At 69.5% G+C, this 23069-nt stretch carries 18 protein-coding genes; 8 read left to right on the top strand and 10 right to left on the bottom strand.

Features of this window, described 5'->3' with window-relative positions:
• Positions 1-281: 281 nt before the first annotated feature.
• A complete protein-coding gene (locus DL991_RS23195; protein ID WP_125786446.1) occupies positions 282-1223 on the bottom strand; it encodes a serine protein kinase RIO in 942 nt (313 codons plus the stop codon).
• A gap of 389 nt (positions 1224-1612) precedes the next feature.
• On the opposite strand from DL991_RS23195, the gene DL991_RS23190 reads away from it, so the two are divergent.
• Positions 1613-1801: a hypothetical protein gene (locus DL991_RS23190; protein ID WP_199746422.1), complete on the top strand. Its 189-nt coding sequence runs from the start codon at positions 1613-1615 to the stop codon at positions 1799-1801.
• Between the two features lie 18 nt (positions 1802-1819).
• Here DL991_RS23190 and DL991_RS23185 read toward each other — a convergent pair whose 3' ends face one another.
• The gene (locus DL991_RS23185) at positions 1820-4645 is read right to left on the bottom strand and encodes an AAA family ATPase (RefSeq protein ID WP_125786927.1); all 2826 of its coding nucleotides are present in this window, start codon (positions 4643-4645) and stop codon (positions 1820-1822) included.
• Positions 4646-4954: 309 nt separating this feature from the next.
• On the opposite strand from DL991_RS23185, the gene DL991_RS23180 reads away from it, so the two are divergent.
• The 3 genes from DL991_RS23180 (at position 4955) to DL991_RS23170 (ending at position 9260) form a co-directional block, all read left to right on the top strand.
• Entirely contained in the window at positions 4955-6118 is a 1164-nt protein-coding gene (locus tag DL991_RS23180) for a S8 family peptidase (RefSeq protein ID WP_125786445.1), read from the top strand.
• Entirely contained in the window at positions 6118-7665 is a 1548-nt protein-coding gene (locus tag DL991_RS23175; RefSeq protein WP_125786444.1) for a S8 family serine peptidase, read from the top strand. The genes DL991_RS23180 and DL991_RS23175 overlap by 1 nt, the downstream gene beginning before the upstream one ends.
• Positions 7666-7736: 71 nt before the next feature.
• A complete protein-coding gene (locus DL991_RS23170) occupies positions 7737-9260 on the top strand; it encodes an NAD(P)/FAD-dependent oxidoreductase (RefSeq protein ID WP_125786443.1) in 1524 nt (507 codons plus the stop codon).
• Positions 9261-9313: 53 nt separating this feature from the next.
• On the opposite strand, the gene DL991_RS23165 is transcribed toward DL991_RS23170, so the two are convergent.
• Both DL991_RS23165 and yaaA read right to left on the bottom strand, forming a co-directional pair.
• Positions 9314-10765 (bottom strand): trypsin-like serine protease, encoded by a 1452-nt coding sequence (locus tag DL991_RS23165; RefSeq protein ID WP_125786442.1) that lies wholly within the window; start codon positions 10763-10765, stop codon positions 9314-9316.
• An 87-nt stretch (positions 10766-10852) separates the two neighbouring features.
• Positions 10853-11608, bottom strand: a complete 756-nt coding sequence (gene yaaA / locus DL991_RS23160) for a peroxide stress protein YaaA (RefSeq protein WP_125786441.1) — start codon at positions 11606-11608, stop codon at positions 10853-10855.
• A 59-nt stretch (positions 11609-11667) separates the two neighbouring features.
• On the opposite strand from yaaA, the gene DL991_RS23155 reads away from it, so the two are divergent.
• Both DL991_RS23155 and DL991_RS23150 read left to right on the top strand, forming a co-directional pair.
• Positions 11668-12636 carry a GNAT family N-acetyltransferase gene (locus DL991_RS23155; RefSeq protein ID WP_125786440.1) on the top strand — a complete coding sequence of 323 codons (969 nt, stop codon included), beginning with the start codon at positions 11668-11670 and terminating at the stop codon, positions 12634-12636.
• A 73-nt stretch (positions 12637-12709) separates the two neighbouring features.
• On the top strand, positions 12710-13645 hold the full coding sequence (locus tag DL991_RS23150; RefSeq protein WP_125786439.1) for an aminoglycoside phosphotransferase: 936 nt from the start codon (positions 12710-12712) through the stop codon (positions 13643-13645).
• 286 nt (positions 13646-13931) lie between these two features.
• Here the strand turns inward: DL991_RS23150 and DL991_RS23145 are convergent, their stop codons facing one another.
• Both DL991_RS23145 and DL991_RS23140 read right to left on the bottom strand, forming a co-directional pair.
• The gene (locus tag DL991_RS23145) at positions 13932-14846 is read right to left on the bottom strand and encodes a 2-hydroxyacid dehydrogenase (RefSeq protein ID WP_125786438.1); all 915 of its coding nucleotides are present in this window, start codon (positions 14844-14846) and stop codon (positions 13932-13934) included.
• Positions 14847-14874: 28 nt separating this feature from the next.
• Positions 14875-15231: a VOC family protein gene (locus DL991_RS23140; RefSeq protein ID WP_125786437.1), complete on the bottom strand. Its 357-nt coding sequence runs from the start codon at positions 15229-15231 to the stop codon at positions 14875-14877.
• A 126-nt stretch (positions 15232-15357) separates the two neighbouring features.
• On the opposite strand from DL991_RS23140, the gene DL991_RS23135 reads away from it, so the two are divergent.
• Both DL991_RS23135 and DL991_RS23130 read left to right on the top strand, forming a co-directional pair.
• Positions 15358-17106 (top strand): proline--tRNA ligase, encoded by a 1749-nt coding sequence (locus DL991_RS23135; protein WP_125786436.1) that lies wholly within the window; start codon positions 15358-15360, stop codon positions 17104-17106.
• A complete protein-coding gene (locus DL991_RS23130) occupies positions 17106-18041 on the top strand; it encodes a hypothetical protein (RefSeq protein WP_125786435.1) in 936 nt (311 codons plus the stop codon). The genes DL991_RS23135 and DL991_RS23130 overlap by 1 nt, the downstream gene beginning before the upstream one ends.
• A gap of 313 nt (positions 18042-18354) precedes the next feature.
• Here the strand turns inward: DL991_RS23130 and DL991_RS23125 are convergent, their stop codons facing one another.
• The 4 genes from DL991_RS23125 to DL991_RS23110 all read right to left on the bottom strand — a co-directional run bounded on the left by DL991_RS23125 (position 18355) and on the right by DL991_RS23110 (position 23059).
• The gene (locus tag DL991_RS23125) at positions 18355-20523 is read right to left on the bottom strand and encodes a bifunctional lysylphosphatidylglycerol flippase/synthetase MprF (protein WP_125786434.1); all 2169 of its coding nucleotides are present in this window, start codon (positions 20521-20523) and stop codon (positions 18355-18357) included.
• 71 nt (positions 20524-20594) lie between these two features.
• Positions 20595-21446, bottom strand: coding sequence for a hypothetical protein (locus DL991_RS23120; RefSeq protein WP_125786433.1), 852 nt, complete (start codon positions 21444-21446; stop codon positions 20595-20597).
• Positions 21443-22363: a hypothetical protein gene (locus DL991_RS23115; protein WP_125786432.1), complete on the bottom strand. Its 921-nt coding sequence runs from the start codon at positions 22361-22363 to the stop codon at positions 21443-21445. Before DL991_RS23115 ends, DL991_RS23120 begins: the two co-directional genes overlap by 4 nt.
• 9 nt (positions 22364-22372) lie before the next feature.
• Positions 22373-23059: an HAD hydrolase-like protein gene (locus DL991_RS23110; protein WP_125786926.1), complete on the bottom strand. Its 687-nt coding sequence runs from the start codon at positions 23057-23059 to the stop codon at positions 22373-22375.
• Positions 23060-23069: the final 10 nt, after the last annotated feature.

Raw genomic sequence — 23069 nt, 5'->3', positions numbered from 1 at the left:
TCACAGGGACGAACCCGGCACACCGCGTCTGCATGACACCGCGCGCCAATTGGTTGATACGGATACCGCGAGCCATTCGGTTGGCTTTGGAGGCGACGGACACCACTCATCCACGCCGCCGGTTGCGGTCTAGCACTACTGTACCGGACCGTTATCCGGCCTCCCAATTGGAGGGACCGATTGTGGGCAGGGTCTCCACGACGGCTTCTCCCGGCGTGTCTTGAAAGGGTCGTTCCTGACGTGCTGTGTCGGGAACGACCCTTTCAAGACACTGTGGACGGTCAGCGGAGACCGGCGATCTCCCGCAGTTCCTCGATCAGCTCCGGGACGGCCGTGAGCTGCTCCGGCAGCCCCCGCGAGTGGAACCACGTGGCGATGTTGCGCACGTCCCGCGCGAGGAACTCGAGCCCGCCGGGATTGGCCACGATGTCGACCACCTGCGGCAGGTCGATCACCATGATCCGGTCCCGGTGGACCAGCAGGTTGTACGCCGAGAGGTCGCCGTGCGCGAGCCCCTGCGACGCCAGCAGTTCCAGCATCGCCGCCGTCTGGAACCACAGTTCCCGCAACTGTTCCGGCTCCGGCCGGACCTGCGCCAGGCGCGGCGCCGCCGTCCCGCCGTCGCCGAGGAATTCCAGCAGCAGCTCGGTGCCGTCGCGCTGCACCGGGTACGGCACCGGCGCACCGACCGCCCACAGCTTGCTCAGCGCGCCGAATTCGGCCACCGCCCACTGTTCGGCGATGAGGTTGCGGCCGAAGCTGCTGCGCGACTCCATGGCCCGCATCTCCCGCGACCGCCGCATCCGCCTGCCTTCGAGGTAGCCGGCGTCGCGATGGAACAACCGGTGCTCGCCACTGCGATACCGCTTGGCCGCGAGCACGGTGCCCTCGGTGCCCGGCAGGTTGCGCCGGACGAGGTGGACGTCCGCCTCCTTGCCGGTTTTGAGGATGCCGAGTTCGGTGTCCACCGCGGCCAGTTCGGTGATCACCCAATCGGGTCGCGGAAGCGGCCCCTGCTCCGCTTCTCCCCAGGTGCTCCAACGGTCCGCGCCGTCGGGGATGGCGGTTTCGGTGTAGGCGTCTTCACGCAGCCGGGCGAGCCGGACGCGTTCGGCTTCGGTGAGCCGTCCGCCGCGGGCGGGTTCGGGTTCGTCGTCGAAACGGCGACGACGGGTGCGGCTCGGACGGTCGTAGGTTTCTTCTTCGAGATCGTGCTTGCGCACTGGTGGGTTCTCCTAGTCAGGGATGCCCCACCGGGCGAGCGTCGTGGCTCAGCCGCGAGGGGCGAGTGGATGGGGGCGGCCAAGGCCCCGGACAGTCATCAGCACGAGGCACCTCCCGGTCGCATCCACCGGCTCCCTGCCGGATCGAGCACGATCATCACGGACGCACTCAGGCGCGCGCAACCGATTTATTGAGGGGTAGGTCGAACGTGTTGTGGCGCGGGACCGGCGTCCGCTTCTGCGTACGCGTTCTCCTGGTAGTGAGGGCCTCGTTCGTCTCGCCCGAGGCACGCCACGTTTGCCTTACCTCTCAATAATTTCGAGAGTCTCGATACCCGGTTGCCGTCCGGTGCGATCCTGGTGGCGGACGGCGATCCGGGGAGGGCTGGTTGGCGAAGCGGCGGTATGTGGCGAGGGGCGTGCCCGGCGGGTACCGGATCTGGGACACCAAGGCGCGGCGGTGGTGGGGCGACCACTACGAGCTGTGCCCCGACGACTTGCTCGCCGAGCTGAACGGCTCCGCTGACCCCTCGCGGATCACCGCCCTGCTCAAGCGCTATCGGGCGCTTCGGCGGTGAGTTGATCGCTACGACGTCCTACGCCGACCGCAGCCCGGCCAGCTCGCTCCGCGACCGCACCTTCAGCTTGCGCAACACGCTCGCGACGTGCTGTTCCACCGTGCGCCGGGACAGGAACAGCACTTCGGCGATCTCCCGGTTGGTGTGCCCGGCGGCGAGCAGGCGGGCGACGTCGCGCTCGCGTGGGGACAGTTCGTCGCCGTAACCCCGGCGGCCGCGGCGTGAGGGGGCGACCGCGCCGGTGGACCGGAAGGCGTGGCGGCAGCGGGCGGCGTCCCGGGTGGCGCCGAGGTGGTCGAAGGTCTCGGCGAGTGCCGCGAACGTTTCGGCGACGTCCTCGTCGCAGGCCAGGCGGCATCGCGCGGCCCGTTCGGCGATCAGCGCCGCGTGGTACGGCGCGGGGAGGGCTTCGAACCGGGTCCGTGCCTGCTCGAAGGCCTCGATCGCCACCGCGTGGTCGCCCCGGGACGCCGCGACGAGCCCGCGGTTCGCGGCCAGCGCGGCACGGGTCGACGGCGCGTCGAGGTCGCCGATCTCGCGTTCGAACTCGTCGGTCAGCGCCTGCGCCTCGGCGTCCCGCCCGGTGGCGCAGTACGCGTCGACAGCGGCCATCAGCAGATCGGCGCCCCAGGCCCAGACACCCTTGGCACGCAAGAGTTCCAGTCCCTTTTCGGCCTGGGCGACGGCGGCCTCGCCGAGATCCTGCGCGAGCAGCATGCCCGCCATCCCGGCGTGCGCGGCGATCGCGACCGGCGTGAACGCGTTCTCCGGCTGGTCCGCCGCGGTGCCGGCGAACCGGGCGGCGGCCTCGTCCCATTCGCCGCGGGCGGCGGCGAGCAGGCCGAGCACCAGGCACAGTTCGCTGGTCACCGGCAGGAGGTCGCGGTACTCGTCGATCAGCGCGCCCGCCCGTTCGGCGAGGCCGTCCCAGTTCCCGGTGAGCCAGTCGGTGTGGACGGCCGTCGCGCGGGCGGTGCTGACCACGTACGGCGCCCCGCAGTCGGCTGCCAGCTGCATCCCGCTGCGCAGCAGGCTCTTCGCCCGCCGGTGGTGGCCGGTCCAGGCGCAGGCGTCGGCGCTGTTGCAGTGCAGCCGCGCCAGATGCCGCTGTTCGTCGGCGGACCCGACGCTGGTGGGCGCCCGGTCCAGCATGTCCCAGCCGCGCGCGTCCCCGATGTGCAGCCGCGACGCCGTGTTGTTGGCCAGCAGGATGATCTTCAGCCGCCGGTCCGTGGCCCGCTCGATGAGCTCGTCCACCCGGTCCATCCAGCGCCGGTGCTCCCGCAGCGGGGTCGCGCCGACCCATGGCTGGGCGAGGACGCCCATCCCGCGTCCGGCCAGGTCGGGCCGGTCGGCGAGGTCGTTGACGGCGATCTCGATCTCGGTCCTCGCCGCCTCCAGCCCGCCGGCCTGGCGCACCAGCAGGAGTCCGAGCCCCAGCCGGACCTCGCCGCTCAGCCGTCCGGACAGCCTGCCGTCGGTGAGCAGCCGCTCCAGCGCCGGGACGACTTCGGTCTGCGCGAGGCCGTTGCACGCCACCGAACTGAACTTGACCGCCAGTCTGTCCACATCGGACGGTTGCAGGCCGGGTTCGTCGAGCAGGGTGCGGAGCAGATCGGTCGCGGTGGCCAGATCACCGACCGTCGACGCCTGATCGGCGGCCGCTTCGCCGTACTTCAGCGCTCCGGCCCGGTCGCCGGCCTTGCGGCAGTGTTCGGCGAGCCGCACCAGCGACTGCGGGAGCCGGTCGCGCAGCAGCCGCGCGGCCCGCCGGTGCAGCTCCTGGCGGTCAGGGCCGGGGATGGTGCGGTAGACGGCTTGCCTGGCGAACGCGTGCCGGAAGTCGTAGGTGCCTTCACCGATCTCCACCAGGACGTTGCGTTCGAGCGCGAGGACGAGCGCGCGGCGGGCTCGTTCGGGGGTGAGCGCGGCCGCGGCGGTCAGCAGGTCCGAAGTGGACGGTGTGCCGAGGACGGCGGCGGCCTCGGTGATCCGCCGGGCGGCCGACGGCAGCGCCACGAGGCGTTCGACCGTCGCCTCTCTCAGCAACGCCGGGACCTCGACCGCGTCGAGCAGACGCCGCGCGGTCGCGCCGTCGGCGTGGACCGCGGCCTCGGTGTCGCCGATCGCGTGCACGATCTCCTCGACCACGAACGGGATCCCGGCGGTCCGCTCGTGCAGCCGCGCGGCGAACTCGGCCGAGACGTTCGCTTCGCCGAGCAGGGCCGACACCAGCGACTGGACGCCGTCGCGGTCCAGCGGGCGAAGGGCGACGAGCGCGTGCGCGGTGCCGGGAGCCGGCCGGTAGGCACTGCCGAGCGGGATGCCGCCGGGCGTCTCTTCGCGCCGGTACGTGAGCACGAGGGTCAGGCCCGTGGGCGGTTCGGTCATCAGGAACCGCAGCAGCCGCCGGGAACCGTCGTCCGCCCAGTGCAGGTCTTCGATGAGCAGGACGTGCGGGCCCAGTGAACCGAGCAGTTCCCGGACGGCGCGGAAAAGCCGGTGCCGATCGGCTCGCGGATCACCGAGCCTCGGCGGCGGCTGGGGCAGGAAGCCCGCGAGTTCCGGCAGATAGGGCGCGAGTACACCGGTCACCGGGTTGAGGTCGCGCGCGGGGCGGACGTCCTTCAGCGCGTCGAAGATCACGCCATACGGGAAGGGCTCGCGCATTGGCTGGCAGATTCCGGTGAGCACCGGCCGTCCGGCCAGTTCCGGACGCGCCAGCAGTTCGATGGCGAGCCGGGTCTTGCCCACGCCCGCTTCACCTTCGAGCATGAGCACCGACGGCGAGCGCATCGCGCCGTCGAGAAGCTCGCTCAGTTCCGTCTCACGGCCGACGAGCACCGGCGAACTCGTCCTGCGTCGGCAGTCACCGATCACCATGCCGGGTCACCCCCGCTTCACGAACCACACCGTTCGAGTGAACGCAGCTTAAGCGCCTGCTTAGTGATCACGGAACCCACTCGGACCGTCACGGAACTTTCGTAGGGACGGCGGGTTTCCCTATTAGATACGTAGCCCTACGGACCGTTGCCTCGCTTGTTCGCGCAGGTCCCGCCACCCGAAAGTGAGTGCAGCGTGACTGCACGTCACGGCGCCGGCCCGGACTTCTGCCGGCGCGAACCACCTGTTCGAGTGAACGGAGCTCAGGAAATGCGTGGAGAACTTCGACGTCACCGGATCGCGGGTGCGGTACTCGCCGGGGCCTGTGTGACGGCCTCGCTGGCCTTCGCCGGATCGGCCACGGCCGCCGAGGGACAGATCCGCGGCGCCGGTGTGCCGGGAGCCGTCACGGATGGGTACATCGTGTCGCTGAAGAGCGGCGACGCCGGCCTCGCGGCCAAGTACGGCGGCCAGGTGAAGGCGACCTACACCGCCGCGTTGAACGGCTTCTCGGTGAAGATGACCGAGGCGCAGGCCAAACGGCTCGCCGCCGACCCGAACGTCGACTTCGTCCAGCAGGACGCGGTCGCGCATATGACCGGCACCCAGACCAACCCGACCTGGGGCCTCGACCGGATCGACCAGAAGAACCTGCCGCTGGACAAGAAGTACACCTACCCGAACAACGGATCCGGGGCGACGGTCTACGTCCTCGACACCGGTGTCGACTACCGCCAGACCGAATTCGGCGGCCGCGCGACGAGCGGGTACGACTTCATCGACAACGACAGCGACGCCCGCGACTGCCAGGGCCACGGCACGCACGTCGCCGGAACGGTCGGCAGCGCCACCTACGGCGTCGCCAAGGGCGCCAAGATCGTCGCGGTCCGCGTGCTGAACTGCCAGGGCAGTGGCCAGTACTCGCAGATCATCAGCGGGATCGACTGGGTCGTGAAGAACGCCAAGGGCCCGTCGGTGCTCACCATGAGCCTCGGTGGCCCGGCCGACTCCGGTGTGGACGCCGCCGTGCGCCGCGCCGTGTCCGCGGGCATCACGAACACGGTGGCCTCCGGCAATTCCAACACGGACGCCTGCTCCACCAGCCCGGCCCGCGTCCGTGAGGCCATCACCGTCAATGCCACCCAGAGCGACGACCGCCGGTCCTCGTTCTCGAACTACGGCAGCTGCACCGACATCTTCGCGCCGGGCACCAGCATCACGTCCCTGCGCAACGGTGGCGGCACCCAGCAGATGAGCGGTACCTCGATGGCGACGCCGCACGTCGCCGGCGCGGCCGCGATCTACCTGACCTCGAACCCGTCGGCCACCCCCGCCGCCGTCGCCTCCGGCCTCGCCAACGCCGCCACCAGCGGCGTCGTCAAGAGCCCGGGCACCGGTTCGACCAACAAGCTGCTGAACGTGGCGGGTCTCTGATGCGCCGCGGCGTGCGAGCCGGTGTGGTGGCCGTCGCGGCAACCGCGCTGGCCGCGCTCGCCGCGGGCAACGCCCTCGCCGCGGAGGCGGAAGGCGTTGTCGTGCAGGCGAGGCAGCACTACGGCGAGCAGTACATCGTGGAGCTCCACGATGTCGGCACGATGGCGGTCGAACAGTCCTCGGCCGCGCTGACCGGCCGCTACGGCGGCGAGGTGCGGTCGGCGTACAAGAACGTGCTGCGCGGTTTCTCGGTGAAGGGGATGTCCGAGCGGCAGGCCCGCAGGCTCGCGGCCGACCCGGCGGTCAAGGCGGTCTACCAGGACGGCACCGCGCGTGCCGTCGGCACGCAGACCAACCCCACCTGGGGCATCGACCGGGTCGACCAGAAGAACCTGCCACTGGACAAGAGTTTCACCTACCCGAACACGGGCGAGGGCGTCACCGCGTACGACCTCGACACCGGGATCAACCCGGAGAACCCGGAGTACGAGGGACGCGCGTCCGTCGGCAAGGACTTCTTCGGCGGCAACGGGAAGGACTGCAACGGGCACGGTAGTCACACCGCGGGCACCATCGGCAGCAAGACCTACGGCGTGGCGAAGAAGGTCAAGCTCGTCGGGCTGAAGGTGCTGGGCAACGACTGTTCGGGCAACGGGCCCGACTCCGGCATCATCGACGCGGCCGAATGGATCACCGCGAACGGCACCAAACCGGCGGTGGCGAACCTGAGCCTCCGGATGGACCAGGCCGGGGTCGGCGACGACGTCATCAAGAAATCCATCGCGGCTGGCTTCGTCTACGTGGTGGCGGCGGGCAACGAGAACCAGAACGCCTGCAACGTCAGTCCCGCTCGGGTCCCCGAGGCGATCACGGTCGGCGCCTCGGACCAGAGCGACAACAAATCCTCGTTCTCCAACCACAGTTCGTGCGTGGACATCTTCGCCCCTGGCAGCAACATCACGTCGCTGTCCACTTCGAACGGTGGCACGGCGGTCAACAACGGCACGTCGATGGCCACGCCGCACGTGGTGGGCGCGGCGGCGATGTACCTGGCGGCGAACCCCGGTGCCACCGCGCAGCAGACGCGGGACGCGCTGGTGAACAACGCCTCGGACGGCGTGCTCAAGGGATTGCCGAGTGGTACGGCGAACAAGCTGGTGAACGTGTCGTTCATCGGCGGAGGTGGCCCCACGCCGACGTGCGGGGTCAAATCCAATACGACACCGGTGTCCATTCCGGACGCGGGTGACGCGGTGACCAGTTCGGTGACGCAGGACGGCTGCGACGGCAAGGCGTCGGCGACGCTGCCGGTCAAGGTCGACATCGCGCACACCTACACCGGTGACCTGGCGATAGACCTGATCGGGCCGAGCGGTGCGGTGTTCGGCCTCAAGCAGGCGGGAGGGATGAGCGAGGCGACCGGCGTGCACACGTCGTACACGGTGAACGCCTCCTCCGAACCGGCGAACGGGACCTGGAAACTGCGGGTCCGTGACGTCTACCGGTTCGACAGCGGGACGGTCGAAGGCTTCTCCATCACCTTCTGAGTCCTTGCGAACGGCGGTGCGCCGCGGTCACGATGACCGCGGCGCACTGTCGTTTTCGCTGGGAGGCTTGCATGGAGTCGTTCGACGCCGTGATCGTCGGTGGCGGGCACAACGGCCTGGTGGCGGCGGCCTACCTGGCCAGGGCCGGCCGTTCGGTGCTGGTGCTGGAACGCCGGGACGAGGTCGGCGGGGCGGCGGTCTCCTTCCGGGCCTTCCCCGGCGTCGACGTCCGGCTGTCGCGGTACTCGTATCTGGTGAGCCTGCTGCCGCGCAAGATCATCGCGGACCTCGGGCTCGGGCTCGATCTCCGGCGGCGGCGGATGTCGTCGTACACACCTGTCGGCGACGGTGGTCTCCTTGTCGACACGGGCGACGACGGTCGTACGGCGGCGTCTTTCTCCGCGCTCACCGGGTCCACAAAGGACTTCGAGGCGTGGCGGCGGTTCTACGCGATGACGACCCAGGTCGCGGAACGGACGTTCCCCACCCTGACCGAACCGTTGGTGTCCAGGGACGAACTGCGCTCGGGTATCGAGCCGGAGGCATGGGACGCGCTGTTCGAACGGCCGATCTCGGAAACGCTCACCGGGATGTTCGGCGACGACACCGTTCGCGGCGTCGTCCTGACCGACGCGCTGATCGGCACCTTCGCCGGCGCCGGCGACTTCGGGCAGAACCTGTGCCTGCTCTACCACGTGATCGGCAACGAGACCGGCGATTGGGACGTGCCGGTGGGTGGGATGGGCGCGGTGACCGGGGCGCTCGCGTCGGCCGCGTCGTCCGCCGGGGCACGGCTGCTGACCGGCGCCGAAGTGCTGTCGATCGACCCAGGTGGCTCGGTGCGTTACCGGCTCGGCGACGACGAATTCACCGTGCGCGGCGGGCACGTGCTGTCGAACGTCGCGCCGCGGACGCTCGCGCGGTTGCTGGGGGAGGAGCCGCCGGAGACGCCCGAAGGCGCGCAGCTCAAGGTGAACATGGTGCTGTCACGGCTGCCTCGGCTGCGGGATTCGGGCGTCGACCCGCGTGAGGCGTTCGGCGGCACGTTCCATGTCAACGAGGGTTACGAGCAGCTGGCGACGGCCTACGCCGACGCCGCCGCTGGCCGGATCCCGTCGCTGCCGCCGTGCGAGATCTACTGCCATTCGCTGACCGACCCGTCGATCCTCGGCCCGGCCGAACAGGCCGCCGGGGTGCAGACGCTGACGTTGTTCGGGCTGCACATGCCCGCGCGGCTCTTCGAAGGGCGCAACGACGCCGCGCGCGACGAGGCACTACGGGCCACATTGTCCTCTTTGGACAGTGTGCTGGCCGAGCCGATCGAGGACTGCGTGCTGCGTTCGCCGGACGGCAGGTTGTGCGTCGAGGCGAAGACGCCGCTGGACCTCGAAGCCGAACTGGGGCTGCCCGCGGGACACATCTTCCACCGCGATCTGTCGTGGCCGTACGCCGCCGATGCCGCTCAGGTGGGACTTTGGGGTGTCGAAACCGCGCATGACCAAGTGCTGCTCTGCGGTGCCGGGGCCGTGCGGGGCGGCGGTGTCTCCGGCATCCCCGGGCACAATGCCGCCATGGCGGTGCTGGCAAGCGCGTGAAGGCCCCCTTCCCTCGGCTCAGCCGAGGGAAGGAGGCCTTCACGCGGGTTGGATTACTGCACGGTCAGGGTGTAGGTCGCCGTGGAGGTCTTGCCCGCCGAATCCGTCGCGGTGACGGTCACCGGGTACGTGCCACGCTGGAACGGCGCGACCACCTGCATGGTCGAACTGCCCCCGCTCGAGATCGTCTTCGGGTTGAAGAACGGTGCGAACGGCAGCCCCTGCCCGGACGCGGACAACGTGATCGCGCCCGTGCCACCGGTGGCGGAAACCGTGACGTTGCTGAAGAAACCGGGCTGCGAGGTCCCGCTGGTGGGGCTCAGGCCGACCTTGAGCTCACCGGGCTGGGGCCCGCCGTTGCCGACGGTCAGCGTCAGGTTCGTGGTCGCGGTGTCGGTGGTGCCCTTGCCCGAGATCGTGACGGCGTAGTCCTTTTCGGCCGTCCCGGCGGGCACCTCGATGCTCACCTTCGCCGACTCACCCGAGGTTATCGACGTGGGCTGGAACGTGGCCGTCGCGCCCTCGGGAAGTCCCGAAGCGCTGAGGTCGACCTTCTCCGCGCCGTTCTTGCCGGGCTTGCTGGTCACCGTGGCCGACACGTACTTGCCCGGCTCGACCTTGAGCGCGGACGGCGTCACCCCGAGCGAGAACTTCTCCGGGTTCTGCGGCTCGCCGATCTGCTGCTTGACCCAGTCGCCCATGTCGTTGTTGAGCCTGCCGTAAACGCTGTACCACTTGAAGTCGTTGCGGCTCCAGGAAGCGACACCGACGACCTTGCCGTCCACGATCAGCGGCCCGCCGCTGTCGCCCGGCAGGATGGTGACGCGGCCGTCGCTGTAACCGCTGCAGATCATCGTCGCGTCTTTGAAGCCCGCGCCGACGCCGTTGCAGTTGCTGCCCTGGACGATCGGCAGGGTGAACTTGTGCAGTTCGACGTTGCGGGTGTCGTCGTTGTGGTCCTTTTTGCCGTAACCGAGCCCGAGCCCGGACTTGCCCGGCTTGTGCAGCTCCGTGTCGGCCGAGGTCGCGACCTTCGCGTACTGGCCACCCGGCACCGGGATGTCGGCGTCGGTGGTGACCACCGCGACGTCGTAACCCTGGTCGAAGTTGACGTACTTCGGGTGCTTCTCATAGCTGACGACGCCGATCCGCGTTCCGCCGCCGGCGTTGAGGTCGTCCAGCCCGTAGAGGAAGGACTTCTCACCCGCCGCGTCCTTGCAGTGCGCGGCGATCAGGATCTTGCGCGGCGCGACGACCGACCCGGTGCACGTCTGGCCCTGCGGCCGCGTCCCGCCTTCGCGCAGGCCCGCGATGATGAACGGGTAGTCCCGGACCGAGGCGGGGGTGCCGCCGATGGAGTTGGTGTGCAGTCCACCGGGGACGACCGCCTGATCCGTCGGGGTGACGGCGGGCAGGTTCGCGGCGGCCGCGGGCGCGGGCAGGAGGACCGAGAGGCAACCGAGGGTGGCGGTGGCGATCCCCAGTAGCCGTTGTCTTCTGTTCACGGTGGTTCCTTTCCAGGTGGCTGGAAATCACTTTCCGCATCTGCGCCTGGCGGAACAACCGAGGAAGGAGCCCGTAGGGGTACGGAACTAATGCACCGCGTCCCCGGTGAGCAGCTCCACACTGTGCTCCCCGGTGCGTTCGACGTCGAGGCCCGCCTTCGACAGCACCCGCATCAGCTGTTCCACAGTGGACGGTTCGCTGCGGGACTTCACCAGTTCCGCGGCCAGCCGTCCCTTGTAGGCCTTGTTGAAATGGCTCACCGTGGTCCGGTTGCCCTTCGCGTCCTCGGTCACGACGCGCACCGTCACCGCGTCCGGGCGGAGCTTCGCCAGCGCCGAGTAGGTTCCGGAACGCAGGTCGACGACGAGCCCCTCGATACCCTGGAGCACCGGTTCGAGGACCGGTTTCCACACGCTGCGGACGGTGCCGAGCGACGGCAGCGCGTTCCCGCCGGAAAGCCGGTACGCGGGGATCGGGTCGGTCGCCGCGACCACCCCGAACAGCGCCGAAGCGACGGCGAGGCGCTTCTCGGCCTTCGCCAGCGTCGCCTTGGTGAAGGACTTCACGTCGAGCGCGTCGTAGAGGACACCGGTGTAACGGCGCAGCGCGGGCATCGTGGGCGAGGTCCACAGCTCGGCGTTGCGGGTGACCTCGTCGGCCTGCCGCGGCGTGATCCCGAGCGCGGCGACACTGGCCGGGACGTCGCCCGCCAGTTCGGCCAGCGCGTCGGCCAGCTTCGCCCGGGTCGGATTCAGTTCCGGGAACGACAGGGCGCCGAGGTCCAGTGGCGCGCCGGTGCCGCCGGTGGCCTTGGTTTCGGAAGGGGGCAGGAGCACGAGCACCACGGAAGCGTAACTAAATGGAGTGCGTCATCCCGAGGCGCGGGCTTAGCCTCGTCCGCATGAGCCTGACCTGGCGCCCGCTGACCTTGGACGACATGCCGCGACTGGCCGAGACCTTCGCCGAGGCGGAGCGCGTCGAGCCGATCGACGAGCACTACAGCGCGGAGGATCTCGCCGAAGAGATCGGTACGCCGACCGTCGACCTGCCGACGGCGTCCACCAGCGCCTGGGATGGCGACACCCTGGTCGCCTACGGTCTGCTCCGGAAACGTGACGCGGCGGATCCGGTGCACATGATGCGGGTCGAGACGCTTGTCCACCCCGCGTACCGCGACGCGGCGATCGCCGCGCGCCTCACCGGCTGGTTCGAGGAGGCGGGAAAGAAGCTCCACGCGACGTCCCACCCGGACGTGCCGCTGGAACTCCACGCCGCGGCCGGCGCCGAGCAGCGATGGCTCGTCGACGTCCTCGCGGGCGCCGGGTACCAGCACGTCCGATGGTTCGTCGACATGCGCGCCGACCTGGGCTCGATCCCGCCGGTCAAGCCGCTACCCGAAGAGTTCCCGCTCGTCACGTACGAGGACAAGTACGAGGCCCTCACCCTGCGGTCCCGCAACGAGACCTTCGCGGACCACTGGGGGAGCACGGAGCAGTCCCCGCGAGCGTGGCGGCATCTGGTCGTCGGCGCGAAGGACTTCCAGCCGGACCTGTCGTTCCTGCTGCTGAGCCCTGAGCGGGACAGGGTGGTCGCGATGGTGCTGAGCGCGTTCTTCGCCTCCGACGAGGCCGCCACGGGAGTGAAGGACCTGTACGTCAGTCACGTCGCGACCGACGCGAGCCTTCGCGGACGCGGTATCGCGGGCGCGCTGCTCGGGCACACGCTCGTCCAGGCCAAGGCCCGGGGTTTCCAGCGGGCCTCGCTCAACGTCGACCAGGACAACACCCACCGTGCTCTCGGGGTCTACGAACGAGTCGGGTTCACCGAGTTCCAGCGCTGGGGCGGGTACGTGAAGCCCATCCCGACCTGACCGGTCGTCACCCGAAAGGGTGGATTTCGGTACAGTCGATCTTCTCGGAGAGATCGGTGGGGGTGGTAGGGCGTTGCCGGTTTCCGCACGCCTCGGCTGGCATGACCTGCCGTCGGCGACGCGTGACGCCGTGGAGCGTGAGCTCGGTTCGGCGGTGCGCCGTTCGTTGTGGCAGACCCCGGAATTCGACGGCGGTGTCGCCGCGAGGCTCGAACTCGAACGCGGTCATCGCTGGGTCTTCTTGAAGGCGATCCCTGCCGACAGCCCACGAGCGGGTGGCTACCGCACGGAGGCCGACATCGCGCGGCGGCTCCCCGCGGAAGCACCCGCGCCGAAACTGCTGTCCTTTGTGGACGGTAACTGGCTGGTGCTCGCGTTCGCCGACTTCGACGGCACCAGGCCGAATCTGCGCCCGGGGTCGCCGGACCTCTCCGCTGTCCTGGCCACCTTCGGCACGCTCGGGCGCACGCTCACGCCGTGCCCGCTGCCCGACGTCCCGGACGCGCTCGACGATCTCGGCCCGCTCCTGCGCGGCTGGCACGAACTGGCGAAGGAACCGCCGGACGACCTCGACGGCTGGGCCGTCCGCAACCTCGACAGGCTCGTCCAGCTGGAGACGTCCTGGCATCCCTGGTCGGCAGGGGACACGTTGCTGCACAACGACATCCAGCCCGAGTGCCTGGTGCGGACCGGATCGGGCAGGGTGCTCGTCACCAATTGGCGTTACCCGGCGAGGGGTGCGGGCTGGCTCGATCTGGTCGCGCTCGTCCCGTATCTGCTCGACGCCGGACACGAGCCCGCCGACGTCGACCGCCTGCTCCGGCGGCGCCCCGTGCTCACCGGCGTCCCGGTCTGGGCGGTCACCGCGTTCGGCGTCGCCCTGGCGGGGCACGCCGAACGAGCGAGCCGGCTACCGGAACCGCCCGCGACGACAGGGGTCCGCGCGGCGCAGCGCCGTCTCGCCGCGGCGATGCGTGACTGGCTCGCATACCGGACGCACTGGCAGTAGCAGCGGCTCGCCCGGTTCGTGCCGACGTGTGTCGCGAAAGCCACTTTCGCGACGTCTAGTCACTCACGAGGTCCAGTACCGGCGATGTCACGTGACTGAACGGACGACACGCGTGATCCGGCGGACGACACGCGTGACTGGACGGACGACACGACCGCGGCCGGGTTCCGCCACGAGCCGTCCGCCCGATCACGCGTGTCGTCCCTCCTGACAGGTGTGCCGTCCGTTCAGTCACGCGAAACCGCCACACGCGCACCGGCAGTACGTACCTGAGGCACCCTTGGCCCTAACCGTCCTTACCGCTAACGAGATTCAGTGGCTCTTCGCCGGCGGCGTACCGGCGCAACTGCTCGGCGACCAGCCGCTTCGCACGCGGGTAGAACGACGCGGACCCGCCCGCGATATGCGGCGTGATGATCACTCCCGGCGCGGTCCACAGTGAATGCCCGGCGGGCAGCGGCTCGGGGTCGACGACGTCCAGCGCGGCACGCAAGCGTCCGGAGACGGTCTCGGCGGTGAGCGCCTCGGTGTCGATCGCCGAGCCCCTCCCGACGTTCACCACCAGGGCGCCGTCCGGCAGCGCGGCGAGTTCCGCGGCGCCGAACATGCCCATCGTCGCGGGTGTTTCGGGCAGGATCAGGACCACGATGTCGGCGGACGGCAGTAGCCCCGCCAGTTCGCCGACGCCGCGCACCTGCTCCGCCGGCCGGGCCGTGCTCGCCACCCTGGTCACGACCGCTTCGGCCGCGAGCAACTGTCGCTCGATGGCCTGGCCGATCGAGCCGTACCCGACCAGCAGCACCCGGCTGTCGGCCAGCGAGCGCGTGTGTTCGCGCTCCCACGACGCCGTCGCCTGCTGCGTGAACCAGCGCGGCAGATCACGCTGCGACGCGTGGATCAGCGCCAGCGTGTGCTCGGCCACGCTGAGGTCGTGCAGACCGCGGCCGTTGGCGAGCCGCACCCCCGCCGGCACCAGCGGGATCAGCTTCTCCACCCCGGCCGACAGCGACTGCACGAGCTTCAGCGACGGAAGCCCGGCGATCAGCTTCACCGGCTCCATGCCGGTGTCGTACGGCAGCACGTACACCTCGACGTCATCGAGGCCTTCGTCCGGCAGCGGGCCCGTACCGTCGTAGAACCGCGCGCTCAGACCTTCGGGCAGCTCGATGTCGGTCCAGGGCAGGATGGCTCGCTCCGTCATGCCGCCATTCTGACCATCGCGGCCTGCGTCAGCCCTCGTGGGTGGCCACGCAGAATTCGTTGCCGACGGGATCGGCCAGCACCGTCCAGGCGAGGCCCGGCATCTCCTTCTTGTCCAGCTCCTTCGCACCTAGTCCGGTCAGGCGGTCCACCTCCTTCTCCATGTCGTCCGTACCGAAGTCCAGATGGACCCGGTTCTTGCCCGCCCGCGGCTCCGGCACGCGCTGGAACGCGAGCACGGGCCCGTTCTCCACCTTGGGGTGCAGGATCAGGAACTCGCCGTCGTAGTCCTGATCCACCTCCACGCCGAGCGCCTTCGTCCAGAACGCCGCGAGCCCGCGCGGATCCGCGCAGTCGATCGTGATCATGCCCAGCTCGATACCCATGGCGGCAAGCTAGCGGAGACCACCGACAGAACCGGGCGCCCGCGATAACCGGTTGAACCGTCCCAGGGCGGGGTGACTACGCTGCGCAGAACGTCTCAGCACGTAATTCCAGCGAGGAGCCCAGAAGTGATCACCAGGATGTCGTCGTTGTTCCTTCGCACCCTGCGTGAGGATCCGGCGGACGCCGAGGTACCGAGCCACCGGCTCCTGGTACGCGCCGGCTACGTCCGCCGGGTCGCCCCGGGCGGCTACTCCTGGCTGCCGCTGGGCCTGCGGGTGCTGCGCCGCATCGAGAACGTCGTCCGTGAAGAGATGAACGCCATCGGCGCGCAGGAGATCCAGTTCCCCGCGCTGCTGCCGAAGGAGCCTTACGAGGCCACCGGCCGTTGGACCGAGTACGGCGACGCCCTCTTCCGCCTCAAGGACCGCAAGGGCGCCGACTATCTCCTCGGCCCGACGCACGAAGAGCTCTTCGCGCTCACCGTGAAGGGTGAATACAACTCCTACAAGGACTACCCCGTCGTCCTGTACCAAATCCAGACCAAGTACCGCGACGAGGCGCGTCCCCGTGCCGGCATCCTGCGCGGCCGCGAGTTCGTCATGAAGGACTCCTACTCCTTCGACCTCGACGACGAGGGCCTGACGAAGTCGTACGAGCTGCACCGCCAGGCGTACACGAAGCTGTTCGACCGTCTCGGCATCGAGTACGTCGTCGTGAAGGCGACCTCCGGCGCGATGGGCGGCTCGGCCTCCGAGGAGTTCCTCGCCGTCGCCGCGACGGGTGAGGACACCTACGTCCGCAGCACCGAATCGGGTTACGCGGCCAACGTCGAAGCGGTCACCACGCCCGCTCCCGAGGCGAAGCCGGTCGAAGGCCTGCCCGCGGCGAAGGTCCACCACACGCCGGACACCCCGACCATCGAGTCGCTCGTCACGTTCTTGAACAACGCCGACCTCGGCCGCACCTTCACCGCCGCGGACACGCTCAAGAACGTCCTGGTGAAGACCCGCCAGCCGGGCGCGAAGGAGTGGGAGCTGCTGGCCATCGGCCTCCCCGGCGACCGAGAGGTCGACACGAAGCGCCTCGAAGCGTCGCTCGAGCCCGCCGAGTTCGAACTGCTCACTGAGGCCGACTTCGCCAAGAACCCCTTCCTCGTCAAGGGCTACATCGGCCCGAAGGCGCTGAAGGACAACGGCGTCCGCTACCTGCTCGACCCGCGCGTCGTCGACGGCACCGCCTGGGTCACCGGCGCCGACGAGCGCGATCACCACGTGGTCGACTTGGTCGCGGGCCGCGATTTCACCGGCGACGGCACGATCGAGGCCGCCGAGGTCCGTGAAGGCGACGCGTCGCCCGACGGCAAGGGCACCCTGGTCGCCGCGCGCGGTATCGAGATCGGGCACATCTTCCAGCTCGGCCGCAAGTACGCGGACGCGTTCGAACTCGATGCGCTGGGCCCGGACTCCAAGCCCATCCGCATCACCATGGGCTCGTACGGCGTGGGCGTCTCCCGCCTCGTCGGCGTGCTCGCCGAGCAGAACTACGACGACCTCGGCATCATCTGGCCGCGCGAGGTCTCGCCGTTCGACGTCCACATCGTCATCGCGGGCAAGGACGAGACGGTCACCGCGGGCGCGGAGAAGCTCGCGGCCGAACTGGACGCCGCCGGCGTCGAGGTCGTCCTCGACGACCGCAAGGCCAGTCCCGGTGTGAAGTTCGCGGACGCCGAACTCGTCGGCGTGCCGACCATCCTGGTGGTCGGGCGCGGGCTGGCGAACGGTGTCGTCGAGGTCAAGGACCGCCGCACCGGCGACCGTGAAGAGATCGCCGTGGACGCGGTCGTGGAGCACCTGGTCAAGCTCGTCCGTTCGTAATGGGCTTGTTCGGCAAGAAGCGCGGGGATTCGCCGGGCTACGAGGACAACGCGGCGCTGGACGGGTTCGGGGGCTACCAGCCCTCGGACTCGTCCGGCTACACGCCGCCGGTTCCGGAACTGGCCGCTCCTGTCGAACCGGAGCCGCAGCCCGCGAAGCAGCCGATGTCACGAAGCGGGCGCAGGGCCATGTACGGCTTCTTCGCGACGCTCGGTGTCATCGCGGTCGCGACGCTCGCGAACAACGGTTCGGACCGGTCGTCGAGCAGTACGCCGACCAGCCGGACCCCGATCGTCTACACGCCTTCACCCCAGGTCGTCGCGCCGCCGGTGACCGACGGCTGGCAGTCGGTTGCCGGGAAGGACGGCGTCTACGCCTACGACGTCCCGCCGAACTGGACGCCGAAACCCGGCACGATCCACGGCTGGGAGAAGGGCACCCAGGTCCCGGGCATCCGCATGGTCGCCAGTGCCTTCGTCGGCGACGGCTACTGCCCGCAGGACAAGGAGAGCAGGATCGGTGGCAGCGGCGTGACGAACGTGAAGGTCTCCGAACCTTCCGCCGCGGCGCAGAAGGCGATCGACGACCTCGCTGTCAGCGCCTACAACCCGGAGAACGGTCCGCTGACGGCCAAGATCACGAAGGAACCGGCCCAGCCGGCCGAGTTCACGCTCGGTACCGGCAAGAAGGTTCCCGCGAGCATCGTCCTCGCGGAGGTCGTCACCCCGCCCGGACCCTGTGGCGCGCGGCGAGCCCTGGTCGGCGTGCTCGCGCCGGAGCTGGGCGAAGCCTCGGCGGCCCTGGCCGTCTATTCGGGCCAGGACACGCCGGGTGGTGCGGACCGCGAGCAGATCCTGAAGATCCTCAAGACCTACCGGGGTGTCCCGGAGGCCGACCGCAAGACCATCACGCCGCCGCCTTCGACGTTGCGCTGAACTTGCCGGCTGAGCCGGGAGCCGGCCGCGCCTTAGGTGTCCACAAGGGACACTGTCGAGTGGTGAAATGTCTGGTTGATGCCCATATGCACGGTTTTGCGTGGGGGTCGTGAGTGGCGATTCGGGTTAGAACGCTCATTGCCACTCACGACTCCCGCGCAAAGTGCCCAAAATGGACATCGTTGCCTGGTCGGCGTCCCTTGTGGACGATCAAGGGCGCGCCGGGCTCCTTGGTGACCCCACTCCCACCATCGACTCGCTCACGCCACGTTTGCCTTGCCCTCAAGAAGGGTCCAGTCCGCTAAGGCCTCTTCTACCGTGAAGCCAGCGAAGAAGTCGTTCGCGGCTGTGGGTTCGCGAGCAGGCGCTGAGGCTTCTTGCCGGAGCGCGCGAGCTTCGCCAGCCGCAGCAGTCCCGTGTTCGGCAGGTACGCCCGGCCGAGCGCGATCCCGATCCGCGGCAGATCCGCCTCGTCGCGGAACGCGAGGTACAGCGGGACGTGGCGCGGCTGGAACTTCGCCTTGAACGCGTGCAGTGAACGGAAGCCGTAGAACGGTTCCATCATCGTGCCGAGCGCGTCGAGCACCCGCTCGACGGCGTGCGCGGGTTCGCCGGAGCTCGCCAACGGGGCGCCGGACAGCGAAACGAACTTCGCGCCTTCCTCACGGAAGGCCAAGCACGACGACGCGATCAGGAACTCCATCGACGGGCGGAATCCGTCGGCGCGTTTGCGCATGACGTCGAGCGTCCAGCCGCCGATCGCGCCCGCGCCGGTGTGCACCGGCAGCCACGACGTCACGCCGTGGACGACGCCGTCCGCGTCCACCGCGAGACCCACGCGGGTCTCGGGGTCCATCGCCTCGTCGACCCCGCCGAGGGTGAAGCCCATTTCCGGCATGCCCTTGTCGCTGATCCACTCCTCGGAGATCGCGCGCACCTGCGAGATCACCGCGCGCGGCTGATCGGCGAGCCGGACGAGCCGGAACTCGATGCCGTCCTTCTTGGCGCGGTTGAGCGCGGTCCGCACGTCCTGCCAGCGCTTTCCGCGGAACTCCAGCGTTTCCAGTTCGATCAGGGTGTCCTCGGCGACCTGGACCTGCTTCCAGCCGAGCTCTTCGGTCTTGGCGGTGGTGTCGCCGGTGGCGGAGAACAGGCACGGCACGAGACCGGTGTTCTCGCACATGGTGATGAACTCGGCGATCGTCCGGTCGGCGGCGCCGTCCGGGGCGATCGGGTCGCCGAGGGCGATGGCGACCCCGGCGTGCCGCCGGTAGGCGAGGTAGGACTTGCCGTCCGCGGCCACGAAGTACGAGTTCTGCGGCCAGGTCGTCATCCACGAAAGCGTGCTTCCGCCGTGACGGCTGAGCAGCGTGCGGGCCAGCGCGGGGTTGCCCATCCGGCCGAGGCGACGGCGCTTCCGCCGCGACGGAACCCGGAAGGCGCCTCGCGCGGAGATCAACAGCGCGAATTCGACCGTCCACAGCAGGTTGTCCACGAAGAACAGCGGCGGATCCAGCAGGCCGGCGTCTTCGCCGAAGATCTCCGCCAGCGTGAGCACCCCGCCGTAGACCATCACCTGCAGGATGACGAACGACGTCAGGATCATCGCGCACCACCAGGCGACCTGGCTCCCCTTGCGCAGGCCGTTCATGATCGGCACGACGATCACGCACAGGATGATGACTTCCCACGTGGACAGCGAAAGCTCTTCGGACGAACCGAAGGGGCCGTTACCCGGCACGAAGGACATCACCAGTTCGGCGACGGTCAGCACCAGCAGCCCGGCCACGACGTAGAACCGCCACTCGCGCAGGCTCGGCCTCCGTTCGCGCGAGGCGTCCTTGGTACCGAGGAACCTGCGCCCGAACGGCAGCGCGAGGACGAGCGCGAAGAAGTGCACGAGGTCGGCGAGTGTGCCGACGAAGATGATCGCGATCCCGGCGTAGACGCACAATCCGGCGCGCAACCGTAGCCGCCACGGCGGGCGCAGGGTGGCGCTGGCGACCGCGACCGCGGCGAGCGCGCCACCGGAGAACCCGACGTCGAGGCTGCCCGCGACCCGTTCCGCCCATTCCCAGCCGGAGTTACGGCTCAACGCGAGGAACTGCACCGCCACCAGCACACTGACGAACTGGCCGCCGATGGCGACGGCCATCGCCCGCCGCGTGCCGAGCCGCCATTCCGCGAACCCGGCGAACAACGCGAAGCTGAGCACCATCGGCAGGTAGTACAGCGGGACGACCGCGAACAGCGGTCCGGTCAGCAAGGTCCACCATCGGCCCGCTTCGAGCGACGGCAGCCCATACGCGATGTACGGATACACCGCGCGATCCTCGGCGGCCGACCAGAGCGCGCCCGTGGCCAAGGCGAGCGCGAGCATGGTCACCGTGACGAGGGTGGTGAAAGGCAGCCGGTGCCTCAGCACCGTGGCGATCTTGTGTGTCCGGCCCGGCGCGGCCGTCCCGCTTCCCCCTGTTGGCATGGAAATCAAGGTAAGTGCGGGGGCCCGTCGGCCACATCCGGCAGGGGACCCATATTTCCCTTAGGGGAGTGCTACTCGCGACGGATGCTCTCACCCATCTTGAGGACGACGTCCCTGGCCACCTGGCCGGAGATCTCCTGGTCCGCCAGCACCAGGAGGACGTGGTAGCGGCCGGAACCGGGCAGAGCGTCCAGCGGGAGGGCGATCGCGGTGATCGCGACCGAGGGGGCGGGGCAGGGTCCGTCCGCGGCGGGGACGACGGTGGTGGTCACGGAGTTGGCGGTCGTGCCGCCGTCGAGGAGCGGCACCGGCCCGGCCTTGCCGACTTCGGCCTTCGTGGACCGCCCGTACGCCGCTTCGGCCCACCGCAGGGTCGTTTCCTCGGCCGCCTGGGCGATGCCGCCGACCTCGCCCTCGTCGATGGTGGTGAACCCCGCCATCGCCCGCGCCGAGAGTCCGGCGGCGGGGCAGAAGTCGCGGCGGTACCGGGCGACACCCTGCAGGGTGACAAGGTCGCCTGCCGGTGTCTCGTATCCGACGGCGACGTCGGGCTCTTCGATCTTCCAGTCCGGCGGGACGTCGTAGACGAGCGGGTGATCGTCGGACCGCACGGGTTGCCAGCCCGCGATCACCGGCTTGATCCGGGTGGGCCCCACCGGATCGGGCAGGACGAGATCATGGACGGACGGCGGCGGCGTCGCGGTCTTGGCCTGGTAGGTGGCGGTGGTGCCGACGGCGATGACGACGGCAAGGCCGAGAACGCCCAGCACCGGCCTGAGGCGGAGGCGGCGGCGCGGCGGCGCGTTGTCCCGGATGACCGGAAGCGGCGCCGTCCGTTCGGCTTCGGTTTCGAGCGGCTGCCCGGTGAGCGGATCGACGAACCACGGCCGAGGTTCGTCGAGGGGCCCACCGGGGCCGGTCATTGCTGCGGCCTCAAACTGGCGAGGATCGTTTGCGCGTCCGCTTCGGACAGGGCGTCCGGGGTGCCCTGATCGAGGACCATCACGAAGCAGACGGTCTGCTCACCGATCTTGAAGGCCGCCGACGTGACCTTCACGGTCGGCGCCCGGCAGCCTTCGCCTTCGCTCGGGGTGAACGAGGCGGAGGAACTGAGTGCCTGGATCGTGCCGCCGGCGATGGGGATCTGCTTGATTTCGGGGAGCGGCACGTCGGCCTTGCCGGTGGCGGACTGGATCCAGAGCCGGACCGCGCCTCTGGCGGCGTTCTCGACGGGGATCTGATCCGCGGTGGCGAAGCCGACCATTCCCCGGTGCGAACCGCTGATGTCGGGGCAGGCGCCGAGTTTGTATCTCATCGCCTCGCGGATCACCATCTTGAACTCGCGCTCGGTGTTCCCGGTGACGTATCCCGGCTTGGTCTCCCAGCCCGTGGGGGGCAGGTCGTACGCCGTCTTGTCCTGTCTGGAGACGATTCCTTGCCAGCCCAACGTCTTGGACGGGACCTTGTTGTCCTCCGGGGCGTCGCCGCCCCGGGATGTCGGCGGAGGGTTCGACGCGGACGCGGCCGCGGGTGGTGGAGTGGGCTCGGGCCGCGGATCTTCGCCGTCACGCAGGACGAAGAACAGCGTGGCGCCGACGGCGATGACCACGACGAGCGCGCCAAGGCCGATCCACAGGCCTTTCTTGCCCTTCTTCGGCGGTTCGGGAGAGAAACCCTGGTAGGCCTGCTGCGGGAACTGCTGGAAACCCTGCTGCTGATAACCCTGGTACTGCTGCTGGGGATCCTGGGCGTACTGGGGCAGGTACCCATGCTGCGGGGTTTGCCGCTGATCGGGCTGCTGTGGTTGCTCCGGCCAGCCGTTGCCGCCTGGGTATGCCATGGACCGAGTTTAGTCGGCGCGCCCGAGGACGGCCGCACGCACCGCTGGCAGGTCGGACAGGTCTTCGAGCACGGTGTGCGCGCCCGCGCCTGCCAGTTCCTCGGCGCTGAACTGCCCCGTCGCCACGGCCACCGCGACGGCGCCGTTGTCGAGCGCGGCCCGCACGTCGTCCGGGGTGTCGCCGATGACGACGACCGACGCCGGCGCGAACTCGGTGCCGTGTTTCGCCGAAGCGTGGCCGACGGCGGCGGGCACCAGATCGGGCCGGTGTGCCGAGAGCGAGCCATAGCCACCGATCTCGAAGTCCACGTGCTCGTGCAGGTCGAACGCGGTCAGCTTGTGCACGGAGATCTCCGGCAGGTTCCCGGTGACCAGTGTCTGGACGACGCCGCCGTGCGTGGCGAAGGCGTTCAGCGCGTCTTTGGCGCCCGGAAGCGCCCGGCCGCTGGAGGACAGCGTCGGGGCGTGGCTTTCGGAGACCGCGATCAGCGCGAGCCAGAGCTTGCGCACGTTCTCCTCAGTGGGCTCGACGCCGTGCGAGGTCAGGATGTCCGCGCTGATGGCGCGTTCGGTGCGGCCGCCGAAATTCGGCAGCGCCCGCAGTTCGACGCCCGCGACCTCGGCGAGCGCGGTCGTGTACCAGGCGGCGCCGATGCCGCGCAGATCCACGAGGGTCTGGTCGATGTCCCACAGCACGAGCCGGTGC

The sequence above is a fragment of the Amycolatopsis sp. WAC 01375 genome, from assembly GCF_003947325.1.
Classification (GTDB): Bacteria; Actinomycetota; Actinomycetes; order Mycobacteriales; family Pseudonocardiaceae; genus Amycolatopsis.
The sequence above is the reverse complement of the archived record's forward strand: the minus strand, read 5'-3'. Positions and strand labels throughout refer to the sequence as shown.

What these genes read in the sequence shown, in the direction of transcription:
- DL991_RS23180 (WP_125786445.1), top strand. Translation starts at nt 4,955, where the DNA reads ATGCGTGGAGAACTTCGACGTCACCGGATCGCGGGTGCGGTACTCGCC.
- DL991_RS23155 (WP_125786440.1), top strand. Translation starts at nt 11,668, where the DNA reads ATGAGCCTGACCTGGCGCCCGCTGACCTTGGACGACATGCCGCGACTG.
- DL991_RS23120 (WP_125786433.1), bottom strand. Translation starts at nt 21,446, where the DNA reads ATGACCGGCCCCGGTGGGCCCCTCGACGAACCTCGGCCGTGGTTCGTC.
- DL991_RS23115 (WP_125786432.1), bottom strand. Translation starts at nt 22,363, where the DNA reads ATGGCATACCCAGGCGGCAACGGCTGGCCGGAGCAACCACAGCAGCCC.
- DL991_RS23145 (WP_125786438.1), bottom strand. Translation starts at nt 14,846, where the DNA reads ATGACGGAGCGAGCCATCCTGCCCTGGACCGACATCGAGCTGCCCGAA.
- DL991_RS23175 (WP_125786444.1), top strand. Translation starts at nt 6,118, where the DNA reads ATGCGCCGCGGCGTGCGAGCCGGTGTGGTGGCCGTCGCGGCAACCGCG.
- DL991_RS23125 (WP_125786434.1), bottom strand. Translation starts at nt 20,523, where the DNA reads ATGCCAACAGGGGGAAGCGGGACGGCCGCGCCGGGCCGGACACACAAG.
- DL991_RS23170 (WP_125786443.1), top strand. Translation starts at nt 7,737, where the DNA reads ATGGAGTCGTTCGACGCCGTGATCGTCGGTGGCGGGCACAACGGCCTG.
- DL991_RS23130 (WP_125786435.1), top strand. Translation starts at nt 17,106, where the DNA reads ATGGGCTTGTTCGGCAAGAAGCGCGGGGATTCGCCGGGCTACGAGGAC.
- DL991_RS23140 (WP_125786437.1), bottom strand. Translation starts at nt 15,231, where the DNA reads ATGGGTATCGAGCTGGGCATGATCACGATCGACTGCGCGGATCCGCGC.